At 62.8% G+C, this 12,296-nt stretch carries 8 protein-coding genes and 3 rRNA genes; 7 read left to right on the top strand and 4 right to left on the bottom strand.

All coding sequences use genetic code 11. The annotated features are described in order from the left end of the window. Positions 1-13 precede the first annotated feature (13 nt). A complete protein-coding gene (locus OG734_RS38235) occupies positions 14-796 on the bottom strand; it encodes a hypothetical protein (protein ID WP_330291999.1) in 783 nt (260 codons plus the stop codon). A gap of 129 nt (positions 797-925) precedes the next feature. Here OG734_RS38235 and OG734_RS38240 point away from each other — a divergent pair, with 129 nt between their 5' ends. The 3 genes from OG734_RS38240 to OG734_RS38250 all read left to right on the top strand — a co-directional run bounded on the left by OG734_RS38240 (position 926) and on the right by OG734_RS38250 (position 3,351). Further along, a complete protein-coding gene (locus OG734_RS38240) occupies positions 926-1,717 on the top strand; it encodes an ABC transporter ATP-binding protein (RefSeq protein WP_318320274.1) in 792 nt (263 codons plus the stop codon). A 104-nt stretch (positions 1,718-1,821) separates the two neighbouring features. Next, entirely contained in the window at positions 1,822-2,253 is a 432-nt protein-coding gene (locus OG734_RS38245; RefSeq protein WP_330292000.1) for an NfeD family protein, read from the top strand. Positions 2,254-2,400: 147 nt separating this feature from the next. Further along, the gene (locus OG734_RS38250) at positions 2,401-3,351 is read left to right on the top strand and encodes an SPFH domain-containing protein (RefSeq protein WP_330292001.1); all 951 of its coding nucleotides are present in this window, start codon (positions 2,401-2,403) and stop codon (positions 3,349-3,351) included. A gap of 114 nt (positions 3,352-3,465) precedes the next feature. Here the strand turns inward: OG734_RS38250 and OG734_RS38255 are convergent, their stop codons facing one another. From OG734_RS38255 to OG734_RS38265, 3 genes are all read right to left on the bottom strand, one after another. After that, entirely contained in the window at positions 3,466-3,972 is a 507-nt protein-coding gene (locus OG734_RS38255; protein ID WP_330292002.1) for an HNH endonuclease, read from the bottom strand. A 143-nt stretch (positions 3,973-4,115) separates the two neighbouring features. Beyond that, positions 4,116-4,655 carry a YbhB/YbcL family Raf kinase inhibitor-like protein gene (locus tag OG734_RS38260; RefSeq protein ID WP_330292003.1) on the bottom strand — a complete coding sequence of 180 codons (540 nt, stop codon included), beginning with the start codon at positions 4,653-4,655 and terminating at the stop codon, positions 4,116-4,118. 252 nt (positions 4,656-4,907) lie between these two features. Further along, complete coding sequence (locus OG734_RS38265; protein WP_330292004.1) at positions 4,908-5,690, bottom strand: sporulation protein; 783 nt, start codon at positions 5,688-5,690, stop codon at positions 4,908-4,910. Between the two features lie 146 nt (positions 5,691-5,836). Here OG734_RS38265 and OG734_RS38270 point away from each other — a divergent pair, with 146 nt between their 5' ends. From OG734_RS38270 to rrf, 4 genes are all read left to right on the top strand, one after another. Continuing rightward, entirely contained in the window at positions 5,837-6,478 is a 642-nt protein-coding gene (locus OG734_RS38270; protein WP_330292005.1) for a DNA-3-methyladenine glycosylase, read from the top strand. Positions 6,479-7,023: 545 nt separating this feature from the next. Next, a 16S ribosomal RNA gene (locus OG734_RS38275) occupies positions 7,024-8,550 on the top strand. A 321-nt stretch (positions 8,551-8,871) separates the two neighbouring features. After that, positions 8,872-11,994 (top strand): 23S ribosomal RNA (locus tag OG734_RS38280). Between the two features lie 105 nt (positions 11,995-12,099). Beyond that, positions 12,100-12,216, top strand: a 5S ribosomal RNA gene (gene rrf, locus OG734_RS38285). Together the 16S, 23S and 5S rRNA genes form the textbook arrangement of a ribosomal RNA operon. The last annotated feature ends 80 nt before the right edge of the window (positions 12,217-12,296 follow it).

A 12,296-nucleotide genomic window follows, 5' to 3' on the forward strand; every position in this document is an offset into this window, starting at 1 on the left:
CGCACAACAAACCTCACCGCACCCCCCGCTCCTCCACAACGGAGTTGTACGCCGCGACCTGTGCCCGCCGAGCCGTCCGCTCCACCGGCCGCAACGCCTCCGCCCGCGCCGCGATCTCCGACGCGCTCACCGCCCCGCCGGGCCCGTTCTCGGCCGCCACCGAGACCAGCAACCCCACCCGCTGCGCCAGCTCCAGTACCCGTACCGCCCGCGGCGGATACCCGGGCGCCAACATCTCGCGCCCCCGCTCCGCACGCGCCCGGTACGCATCGATCGCCGCCTCCGCGACCGGCCCCGACCCGGCGACGTCCAGCCGGGACAGCAGCGCCGTTGCGTCCCGCAGCGCCTCCGCGAGCTCCCGCTCGGCCTCCCCGAGGGATGGCACATCGGCAGGCGGTGCCTCCCGCACCGGCAGGCAGTGCCAGACGACCTCGACATGCACATCCCCGGCCGGCCCGGCCTCGTACACCTCCGGCACCAGCCCCAGCGCGGCGCCCTCGCAGATCGCCGCCTCCTCCGCTTCCAGCGCCCGCGCGTTGAACTCGGGCGGCCCGCTCAGCCCGAGCGGATGCCCCGGCGCGGGCAATGCGATCCGCAGCCCGGACGCACCGAGCGCCCGCAACCGCCCCAGCGCGAGCGTGAGACCGACGGGCGCCGACTCACCGGGCAGCCCCTCGACCCGGTGCACCGCGTCCTCCCCGACGATGGCCACTACCGCGTCGTCCGGCGAAACAAGTCCGGCCAACAGGGCATTTCCCCATGCGGCCAGTCGTCCTGAGCGTGGTTCCGAGAGCATGCCCCCACCCTAAGGACCGACCGAGGGGAGGGACGGGCCGACCGGTGGCGTAGATTTCGTGGGGGGCTGCGCCCATAGGCGCACACGAACGCGAGACTGGCCGACACTGCATTGGGAGACAACCCGCTCATGAGCGATGTTCTGGAGCTGGAGGACGTATCCGTGGTCCGCGAGGGCCGGGCTCTGGTGGACCAGGTCTCCTGGTCGGTCAAGGAGGGCGAACGCTGGGTCATCCTCGGCCCGAACGGCGCCGGGAAGACCACTCTCCTGAACCTCGCTTCCAGCTACCTCTTCCCCAGCCAGGGCACCGCCACCATCCTCGGCGAGACCCTCGGCAAGGTCGACGTCTTCGATCTGCGCCCACGCATCGGCATGGCCGGCATCGCCATGGCCGACAAGCTGCCCAAGCGCCAGACCGTGCTGCAGACGGTGCTGACCGCCGCGTACGGCATGACGGCCGGCTGGCAGGAGGAGTACGAGGACATCGACGAACAGCGCGCCCGCGCCTTCCTCGACCGCCTCGGCATGAGCGACTACCTCGACCGCCGCTTCGGCACCCTCTCCGAGGGCGAGCGCAAGCGCACCCTCATCGCCCGCGCCCTGATGACCGACCCCGAGCTGCTGCTCCTCGACGAGCCCGCCGCCGGCCTCGACCTCGGCGGCCGCGAGGACCTCGTACGCCGTCTCGGCCGCCTCGCCCGTGACCCGATCGCACCCTCCATGATCATGGTCACGCACCATGTCGAGGAGATCGCCCCGGGCTTCACCCACGTCCTGATGATTCGTCAGGGCAAAGTGCTCGCAGCTGGCCCCCTGGAGCTTGAACTCACCTCCCGCAACCTGTCGATGTGCTTCGGCCTTCCCCTCGTCGTCGAGCAGGTCGGCGAACGCTGGACCGCACAGGGCCTGCCGATGTCCTGACGGCACACGAACCACGAACCACCTTGTGGAACAACTGGAAGAAGCCTGTGCCAAGTTGATCGGCGCCCTGTCGGTGACCAGGCCCGCGGACCTACCATGACGAGGTGAACGACATCGACGCATGGGTGTGGTGGCTCGTCGGCGCCGTGGCGCTGGGTATCCCGCTCGTGGTGACCGCGATGCCGGAGTTGGGCATGCTCGCCGTGGGCGCACTGGCGGCTGCCGGCGCGGCCGGACTCGGCGGCGGAGCCGTCGTCCAGGTGCTGGTGTTCGCCCTTGTGTCGACCGCGCTCATCGCCGTCGTACGGCCCATCGCAACCCGGCACCGCGCCGACCGGCCCCAACTCCTCTCCGGAATCGACGCGTTGAAGGGCAAACAGGCCGTCGTCCTGGAACGCGTCGACGGCTCCGGTGGCCGGATCAAGCTTGCCGGAGAGGTCTGGTCGGCCCGCTCCCTGGACGCCCAACTCGCCTACGAAGTAGGCCAGGAGGTGGACGTGGTCGAGATCGAGGGGGCCACGGCGATCGTCATGTGACCTCGCACGACGTAAGTGAACGGAACGTCCACGGGGCAGCCGACGGTCTGTCACACTCGACCAGCAAGATCTTCAACAAGCAAGATCTTCAACAGGCATACGATCTTTCCGTAAGCGCCAAGGCGGAGAAGGGTACGGGGAGCCACGATGGAACCCATCATCATCGTCCTGATCATTCTGGTGGTGTTGGTCTTCATCGCCCTGATCAAGACCATCCAGGTCATTCCACAGGCGAGCGCCGCCATCGTGGAACGGTTCGGCCGCTACACGCGGACACTGAACGCGGGCCTGAACATCGTCGTCCCGTTCATCGACACCATCCGTAACCGCATCGACCTCCGCGAGCAGGTCGTGCCGTTCCCGCCGCAGCCGGTGATCACCCAGGACAACCTGGTCGTCAACATCGACACCGTCATCTACTACCAGGTGACGGACGCACGGGCGGCGACGTACGAGGTGGCCAGCTACATCCAGGCCATCGAGCAGCTCACCGTCACCACCCTCCGCAACATCATCGGTGGCATGGACCTGGAGCGGACCCTGACCTCCCGCGAGGAGATCAACGCGGCCCTCCGCGGAGTTCTCGACGAGGCCACCGGCAAGTGGGGCATCCGCGTCAACCGCGTCGAGCTGAAGGCGATCGAGCCGCCGACCTCCATCCAGGACTCGATGGAGAAGCAGATGCGCGCCGACCGTGACAAGCGCGCCGCGATCCTCACCGCCGAAGGTATCCGCCAGTCCCAGATTCTCACCGCGGAAGGTGAGAAGCAGTCCGCGATCCTGCGCGCCGAAGGTGAGGCCAAGGCCGCCGCCCTGCGCGCCGAGGGCGAGGCCCAGGCCGTCCGCACGGTCTTCGAGGCCATCCACGCCGGCGACCCGGACCAGAAGCTCCTCTCCTACCAGTACCTCCAGATGCTCCCGAAGATCGCCCAGGGTGACGCCAACAAGCTCTGGATCGTCCCCAGCGAAATCGGCGACGCTCTGAAGGGCCTCTCCGGCGCCATGGGTAACTTCGGCAACCTGGGCGGCGGTTCGGGCGGCAGCGACAACTCGGGCGGCGGCACGGAACGCCGAGAAAAGCCGTCAATCACTGATTAACGTACGGCTACCCCCGCGCCCCCAAAGGGGCGCGGGGAACTGCGCGACCAGCCACAACGGGCCCGCGGCCAACGACCTACCAGTGGACTCCAAAAAAGTCCCACCCGCACAGACCTACGCCGCCGACTGCCCCAACCACTCCGGCAGCGCCTCGAAGTCGTCCTGCCCCAAAGCCAAGAGCATCGCATCCGCAGGCGTCGGCTCGAACGGCAGCCGCAGCAACGGCATCCCTGCCTGCTCCGGAGTCCGGGCCGCCTTACGGTGGTTGTCCTCCGAGCATGACGCGACGGTGTTCAGCCAGGAGTCCTGTCCGCCCTGCGCCCGTGGCACCACGTGGTCCACGGTCGTCGCCCGCCGACCGCAGTACGCGCACCTGTGCCGGTCCCGGACCAGCACACCGCGCCTCGACCACGGTGCTTGTCTTCGGAACGGCACCCGGACATAGCGGCAGAGCCTGATAACACGTGGCGCGGGTATGTCGACAGCGGCTCCGCGCATACGGATCTCGGGGTGGGCCTGCTCGACAACAGCCTTGTCCTGCAGCACCAGAACGACGGCTCGGTTCAACGTCACCGTCGACAGCGGCTCGAAGCTCGCGTTCAGAACCAGCGTGTCCCGCATCCAGCCCACCTCCTCTGCTCACCGGCCCACCGCATGGCAGGCTTGGATCAACTCTGGCCGGGCATGCCGAGATGGACAACGCAATAAAAATGCCCGCCTCTGATCACTTCCAAGACCAGAGGCGGGCAAACGTTCAATGAAGGTCAGTCTTCGGCGGGAACCTCGTACTCACCGACGAGTTGAGCACGCGCGATCGCGTGGAACCGCAGATTGAAACCGACGACCGCGGGCGACGCGTCCGCGTCCGGACCCAGCTTCTCCTGGTCCACGGCGTACACCGTGAACACATACCGGTGCGGACCGTCCCCGGCCGGCGGCGCCGCACCGCCGAAGTCCCGCGTGCCGTAGTCGTTGCGCACCTGGACCACAGCCTCGGGCAGTCCTTCGAACTTGCCGCTGCCCGCACCCGCCGGCAACTCGGTCACCGAGGCCGGGATGTCGAACGCGACCCAGTGCCAGAACCCGCTGCCCGTAGGCGCGTCCGGGTCGTAGCAGGTCACTGCGAAACTCTTGGTCTCCGGCGGAAACCCCTCCCACCGCAGCTGCGGCGAGGTGTTGCCGGACGCGTAGACCTGAGCGTCCTTGAGCGTCGCACCAGCCTCGACGTCCTCACTCGTGACCGTGAACGACGGCACGGGCGGATGGAAGTCGTGCGGCAGCGGCGGCCTCTTGAGCTCGGTCACCTCGGTACCTCCTGGTGGGATCTGGTCGGTTCTGCATCGGGCCGGTCGGATCTCTTCCTACCTGAAAGGCTCTTGCCGCCTCCCGTGTCACCGAAGAACCCTGATCACGACCCTGATGGCCTTGGCGCCAGCCTAGTTGCCACTCCGTCCGCAGACGCGAGTGGCACCCGAATATCCAAGCGAGGAGGGGCCGGGAACACCATTCGGTGTTCCCGGCCCCTCCTCGCTTGTCCTTGGGGTGCTCTCCGGCTACTAGAACCAGTTGCGCTTGCTGCCGACCTCGGCCAGCCACTGGTTCAGGTAGGCCGCCCAGTCCGTGCCCTGGTAGTCGTGCAGCCCCACCTGGAACGAGCGGAAGGTGTCACTGCCCTCGCTGAACAGCCCCGGCTTCTTGTCCATCTCCAGCACGACATCCATCGCCTGCTCGTCGGCGACGAAGGTCAACTCGACCTGGTTCAGGCCTCGGTACTGCGCCGGCGGGAAGAACTCGACCTCCTGGTAGAAGGGAAGCTTCTGCCGCGTACCCCGAATGTGGCCGCGCTCCAGGTCCGCGTTCTTGAAACGGAAGCCCAACTGGATGAAGGCGTCCAGGATCGCCTTCTGCGCGGGCAACGGGTGCACATTGATGGGGTCCAGGTCACCGGAGTCGACGGCACGCGCGATCGCCAGCTCGGTGGTCACGCCGATGTGCATCCCGCGCAGCGGCTGACCGTCGATCACTGTGATCGGGGTCTCCCAGGGGATCTCCAGCCCGAACGGCACGACGTGCACGGCACCGGCCTGAACCTCGAAGGCGCCGCCCAGCCGTACCTTCGTGAACTCGACGTCCTGCTTGTACTCCTGGTCCCCGCCTTCGACCTCGACCTTGGCCTGGAGCCCTACGGACAGCCCCTCGATCTGCTGATTGACGGAACCGCCCTGGATCCGTACCTCACCCTGGACCACACCGCCCGGAACGACGTTGACTTCTGTCAACACCGTCTCGACCGAAGCCCCGCCGGCACCCAGGCTCGCGAGCAGCTTCTTGAACGCCATGTCTCTCCTTCTCCAGCGATCCTTAGCGATCCCTTGATCCTTAGAAACGCGATCCGGCCGTGGCCGGTTCCGTCCTCACCCTGGCAAGGCGGACGCTTCCTGGCCACCCCGTTCACCGAGACACGCCTGCACTACGCTCGGACGGCATGATCGCGCCCGCTGACCGTACGCCCCTCCCAAGGGAGTTCTTCGACCGGCCGGTGCTGGAGGTCGCCCCCGACCTCCTGGGCCGAGTCCTCGTACACACCTCCCCGGACGGTCCGATCGAACTGCGCCTCACAGAGGTAGAGGCGTACGACGGCCCGAACGACCCCGGCTCCCACGCCTATCGCGGCCCCACACCCCGCAACAGCGTGATGTTCGGTCCGCCGGGACATGTGTACGTCTACTTCACCTACGGCATGTGGCACTGCATGAACCTGGTGTGCGGCCCCGAGGGCACGGCGAGCGGGGTCCTGCTCCGGGCCGGCGAGATCATCGAGGGTGCCGAACTCGCCCGCAAACGTCGAATTTCGGCCCGAAGCGACAAGGAACTGGCCAAAGGACCGGCCCGCCTGGCCACGGCCCTGGGCGTGGACAGGGCCCTCGACGGTACGGACGCCTGCGCCGCCGGAGCCGCACCGATCACGATCCTGACGGGCACCCCCGTCGGCTCCGACCAGGTGAGCAGTGGTCCGCGCACCGGAGTTGCCGGCGATGGAGGCGTCCACCCCTGGCGCTTCTGGATCACCAACGACCCTACGGTGAGCCCCTATCGAGCCCATGCGCCCCGTCGCCGCTCAACTTGACGAGCCCATGGGGGGTCCGTAATGTAGCCCGAGCCGCTTGAACCGGGTACGGCGATCGCCTGCAGCCGGAAGTGGCCAACCCACTACCTACGACTCCCTCTCAGCGGGGTCAATTTCGGCGTGCCTGCATGCTGAATTGTGAACGCGTGGAACTCGATTATGAGTTGCTGAGGGAATCGGCTAACGTAGTGAATGTCGAAAGGCCAACGGGCGAAAGCCGGAAAGCTTTAGGCAAACCCGCCGACAGGGAATCGGATCAGAAAATGATCTGATAGAGTCGGAAACGCAAGGCAGCAAGACCGAAGGGAAATTGCCCGGAGGAAAGCCTGAGAGAGTCTCTCGGGTGAGTACGAAGGAAGCGTCCGTTCCTTGAGAACTCAACAGCGTGCCAAAAATCAACGCCAGATATGTTGATACCCCGTCTCTCCCGTTCGGGAGGGCGAGGTTCCTTTGAAGTAGTAAACACAGCGAGGACGCTGTGAACGGTCGGGCTTATTCCGCTTGACTGTTCCGCTCTCGTGGTGTGACCCGATTACGGGTTGACATTCACGGAGAGTTTGATCCTGGCTCAGGACGAACGCTGGCGGCGTGCTTAACACATGCAAGTCGAACGATGAAGCCTTTCGGGGTGGATTAGTGGCGAACGGGTGAGTAACACGTGGGCAATCTGCCCTGCACTCTGGGACAAGCCCTGGAAACGGGGTCTAATACCGGATAATACCTTCCCTCGCATGGGGGTGGGTTCAAAGCTCCGGCGGTGCAGGATGAGCCCGCGGCCTATCAGCTTGTTGGTGAGGTAGTGGCTCACCAAGGCGACGACGGGTAGCCGGCCTGAGAGGGCGACCGGCCACACTGGGACTGAGACACGGCCCAGACTCCTACGGGAGGCAGCAGTGGGGAATATTGCACAATGGGCGAAAGCCTGATGCAGCGACGCCGCGTGAGGGATGACGGCCTTCGGGTTGTAAACCTCTTTCAGCAGGGAAGAAGCGAAAGTGACGGTACCTGCAGAAGAAGCGCCGGCTAACTACGTGCCAGCAGCCGCGGTAATACGTAGGGCGCAAGCGTTGTCCGGAATTATTGGGCGTAAAGAGCTCGTAGGCGGTCTGTCGCGTCGGATGTGAAAGCCCGGGGCTTAACCCCGGGTCTGCATTCGATACGGGCAGACTAGAGTGTGGTAGGGGAGATCGGAATTCCTGGTGTAGCGGTGAAATGCGCAGATATCAGGAGGAACACCGGTGGCGAAGGCGGATCTCTGGGCCATTACTGACGCTGAGGAGCGAAAGCGTGGGGAGCGAACAGGATTAGATACCCTGGTAGTCCACGCCGTAAACGGTGGGAACTAGGTGTTGGCGACATTCCACGTCGTCGGTGCCGCAGCTAACGCATTAAGTTCCCCGCCTGGGGAGTACGGCCGCAAGGCTAAAACTCAAAGGAATTGACGGGGGCCCGCACAAGCAGCGGAGCATGTGGCTTAATTCGACGCAACGCGAAGAACCTTACCAAGGCTTGACATACACTGGAAAGCATCAGAGATGGTGCCCCCCTTGTGGTCGGTGTACAGGTGGTGCATGGCTGTCGTCAGCTCGTGTCGTGAGATGTTGGGTTAAGTCCCGCAACGAGCGCAACCCTTGTTCTGTGTTGCCAGCATGCCCTTCGGGGTGATGGGGACTCACAGGAGACTGCCGGGGTCAACTCGGAGGAAGGTGGGGACGACGTCAAGTCATCATGCCCCTTATGTCTTGGGCTGCACACGTGCTACAATGGCCGGTACAATGAGCTGCGATGCCGTGAGGCGGAGCGAATCTCAAAAAGCCGGTCTCAGTTCGGATTGGGGTCTGCAACTCGACCCCATGAAGTCGGAGTTGCTAGTAATCGCAGATCAGCATTGCTGCGGTGAATACGTTCCCGGGCCTTGTACACACCGCCCGTCACGTCACGAAAGTCGGTAACACCCGAAGCCGGTGGCCCAACCCCTCACGGGGAGGGAGCTGTCGAAGGTGGGACTGGCGATTGGGACGAAGTCGTAACAAGGTAGCCGTACCGGAAGGTGCGGCTGGATCACCTCCTTTCTAAGGAGCATCTAGGCCGCCAGGCATGTCCTGGTGGTCCAGGGCCATTACGTCGGCATACGTCCGGCGGTGGTTGCTCATGGGTGGAACGTTGATTATTCGGCCGGTTTCACGGGTCGGAGGCTGCAAGTACTGCTCTCGCAAGAGGGCGTGGAAAGCATGATCTCCGGGCGGGGACGGGTCGGGCACGCTGTTGGGTGTCTGAGGGTACGGCCGGTAACGGCTGCCTTCAGTGCCGGCCCCGGTAAAGATCTGCTTCGGCGGGTTGTGACGGGTGGTTGGTCGTTGTTTGAGAACTGCACAGTGGACGCGAGCATCTGTGGCCAAGTTTTTAAGGGCGCACGGTGGATGCCTTGGCACCAGGAACCGATGAAGGACGTGGGAGGCCACGATAGTCCCCGGGGAGTCGTCAACCAGGCTTTGATCCGGGGGTTTCCGAATGGGGAAACCCGGCAGTCGTCATGGGCTGTCACCCACATCTGAACACATAGGGTGTGTGGAGGGAACGCGGGGAAGTGAAACATCTCAGTACCCGCAGGAAGAGAAAACAACCGTGATTCCGGGAGTAGTGGCGAGCGAAACCGGATGAGGCCAAACCGTATACGTGTGAGACCCGGCAGGGGTTGCGTGTGCGGGGTTGTGGGATCTCTCTTTCACGGTCTGCCGGCCGTGAGACGAGTCAGAAACCGTTGATGTAGGCGAAGGACATGCGAAAGGTCCGGCGTAGAGGGTAAGACCCCCGTAGTCGAAACATTAACGGCTCGTTTGAGAGACACCCAAGTAGCACGGGGCCCGAGAAATCCCGTGTGAATCTGGCGGGACCACCCGTTAAGCCTAAATATTCCCTGGTGACCGATAGCGGATAGTACCGTGAGGGAATGGTGAAAAGTACCGCGGGAGCGGAGTGAAATAGTACCTGAAACCGTGTGCCTACAAGCCGTGGGAGCGTCGCTGTATGTGCTTGCACATACAGTCGTGACTGCGTGCCTTTTGAAGAATGAGCCTGCGAGTTTGCGGTGTGTTGCGAGGTTAACCCGTGTGGGGAAGCCGTAGCGAAAGCGAGTCCGAATAGGGCGTTTTAGTAGCGCGCTCAAGACCCGAAGCGGAGTGATCTAGCCATGGGCAGGTTGAAGCGGAGGTAAGACTTCGTGGAGGACCGAACCCACCAGGGTTGAAAACCTGGGGGATGACCTGTGGTTAGGGGTGAAAGGCCAATCAAACTCCGTGATAGCTGGTTCTCCCCGAAATGCATTTAGGTGCAGCGTCGTGTGTTTCTTGCCGGAGGTAGAGCACTGGATAGGCGATGGGCCCTACCGGGTTACTGACCTTAGCCAAACTCCGAATGCCGGTAAGTGAGAGCACGGCAGTGAGACTGTGGGGGATAAGCTCCATGGTCGAGAGGGAAACAGCCCAGAGCATCGACTAAGGCCCCTAAGCGTACGCTAAGTGGGAAAGGATGTGGAGTCGCACAGACAACCAGGAGGTTGGCTTAGAAGCAGCCACCCTTGAAAGAGTGCGTAATAGCTCACTGGTCTAGTGATTCCGCGCCGACAATGTAGCGGGGCTCAAGCGTACCGCCGAAGTCGTGTCATTCATACACATATCCCCAACGGGAGTATGGATGGGTAGGGGAGCGTCGTGTGCCGGGTGAAGCTGCAGCGGAAGCTAGTGGTGGACGGTTCACGAGTGAGAATGCAGGCATGAGTAGCGATACACACGTGGGAAACGTGTGCGCCGATTGACTAAGGGTTCCTGGGTCAAGCTGATCTGCCCAGGGTAAGTCGGGACCTAAGGCGAGGCCGACAGGCGTAGTCGATGGATAACCGGTTGATATTCCGGTACCCGCTGTGAAGCGTCAAACATTGAACCAGGCGATGCTAAGTCCGTGAAGCCGCCCCGGAGCCTTCGGGCAAGGGGGAGTGGTGGAGCCGGCGGACCAGACCTGCAGTAGGTGAGTGATGGGGTGACGCAGGAAGGTAGTCCATCCCGGGCGGTGGTTGTCCCGGGGTAAGGGTGTAGGACGGTGTGTAGGCAAATCCGCACATCATGAGTCTGAGACCTGATGCCGAGCCGATTGTGGTGAAGTGGATGATCCTATGCTGTCGAGAAAAGCCTCTAGCGAGTTTCATGGCGGCCCGTACCCTAAACCGACTCAGGTGGTCAGGTAGAGAATACCGAGGCGTTCGGGTGAACTATGGTTAAGGAACTCGGCAAAATGCCCCCGTAACTTCGGGAGAAGGGGGGCCATCACCGGTGATTGAATTTACTTCATGAGCTGGGGGTGGCCGCAGAGACCAGCGAGAAGCGACTGTTTACTAAAAACACAGGTCCGTGCGAAGCCGTAAGGCGATGTATACGGACTGACGCCTGCCCGGTGCTGGAACGTTAAGGGGACCGGTTAGTCACTCTTCGGGGTGGCGAAGCTGAGAACTTAAGCGCCAGTAAACGGCGGTGGTAACTATAACCATCCTAAGGTAGCGAAATTCCTTGTCGGGTAAGTTCCGACCTGCACGAATGGCGTAACGACTTCTCGACTGTCTCAACCATAGGCCCGGTGAAATTGCACTACGAGTAAAGATGCTCGTTTCGCGCAGCAGGACGGAAAGACCCCGGGACCTTTACTATAGTTTGATATTGGTGTTCGGTTCGGCTTGTGTAGGATAGCTGGGAGACTTTGAAGCGGGCACGCCAGTGTTTGTGGAGTCGTCGTTGAAATACCAGTCTGGTCGTGCTGGATGTCTAACCTGGGTCCGTGATCCGGATCAGGGACAGTGTCTGATGGGTAGTTTAACTGGGGCGGTTGCCTCCTAAAGAGTAACGGAGGCGCCCAAAGGTTCCCTCAGCCTGGTTGGCAATCAGGTGTTGAGTGTAAGTGCACAAGGGAGCTTGACTGTGAGACCGACGGGTCGAGCAGGGACGAAAGTCGGGACTAGTGATCCGGCGGTGGCTTGTGGAAGCGCCGTCGCTCAACGGATAAAAGGTACCCCGGGGATAACAGGCTGATCTTCCCCAAGAGTCCATATCGACGGGATGGTTTGGCACCTCGATGTCGGCTCGTCGCATCCTGGGGCTGGAGTCGGTCCCAAGGGTTGGGCTGTTCGCCCATTAAAGCGGTACGCGAGCTGGGTTTAGAACGTCGTGAGACAGTTCGGTCCCTATCCGCTGCGCGCGCAGGAACATTGAGAAGGGCTGTCCCTAGTACGAGAGGACCGGGACGGACGAACCTCTGGTGTGCCAGTTGTCCTGCCAAGGGCATGGCTGGTTGGCTACGTTCGGGAGGGATAACCGCTGAAAGCATCTAAGCGGGAAGCCTGCTTCGAGATGAGTGTTCCCACCCACTAGATGGGGTAAGGCTCCCAGTAGACGACTGGGTTGATAGGCCAGATCTGGAAGCCCGGCAACGGGTGGAGGTGACTGGTACTAATAGGCCGAGGGCTTGTCCTCAGTTGCTCGCGTCCACTGTGTTAGTTCTGAGACAACGACCGTTGTCGGCTTTTGAGCAGAACATCTAACTGAAGAGTGTGCTTGTTCGCTCGAAACCAATAGGGTTTCGGTGGTCATAGCGTGAGGGAAACGCCCGGTTACATTTCGAACCCGGAAGCTAAGCCTTTCAGCGCCGATGGTACTGCAGGGGGGACCCTGTGGGAGAGTAGGACGCCGCCGAACAATCTTTGGAGGACCCCTGGTCCCAGCGTTCACGCTGGAACCAGGGGTCCTTTTGTTTTTCAACGTGCTTTAAACGAGCA

This window comes from Streptomyces sp. NBC_00576 (genome assembly GCF_036345175.1).
Taxonomy (GTDB): domain Bacteria; phylum Actinomycetota; class Actinomycetes; order Streptomycetales; family Streptomycetaceae; genus Streptomyces.

What these genes read in the sequence shown, in the direction of transcription:
- OG734_RS38235 (WP_330291999.1), bottom strand. Translation starts at nt 796, where the DNA reads ATGCTCTCGGAACCACGCTCAGGACGACTGGCCGCATGGGGAAATGCC.
- OG734_RS38240 (WP_318320274.1), top strand. Translation starts at nt 926, where the DNA reads ATGAGCGATGTTCTGGAGCTGGAGGACGTATCCGTGGTCCGCGAGGGC.
- OG734_RS38250 (WP_330292001.1), top strand. Translation starts at nt 2,401, where the DNA reads ATGGAACCCATCATCATCGTCCTGATCATTCTGGTGGTGTTGGTCTTC.
- OG734_RS38255 (WP_330292002.1), bottom strand. Translation starts at nt 3,972, where the DNA reads ATGCGGGACACGCTGGTTCTGAACGCGAGCTTCGAGCCGCTGTCGACG.
- OG734_RS38265 (WP_330292004.1), bottom strand. Translation starts at nt 5,690, where the DNA reads ATGGCGTTCAAGAAGCTGCTCGCGAGCCTGGGTGCCGGCGGGGCTTCG.
- OG734_RS38270 (WP_330292005.1), top strand. Translation starts at nt 5,837, where the DNA reads ATGATCGCGCCCGCTGACCGTACGCCCCTCCCAAGGGAGTTCTTCGAC.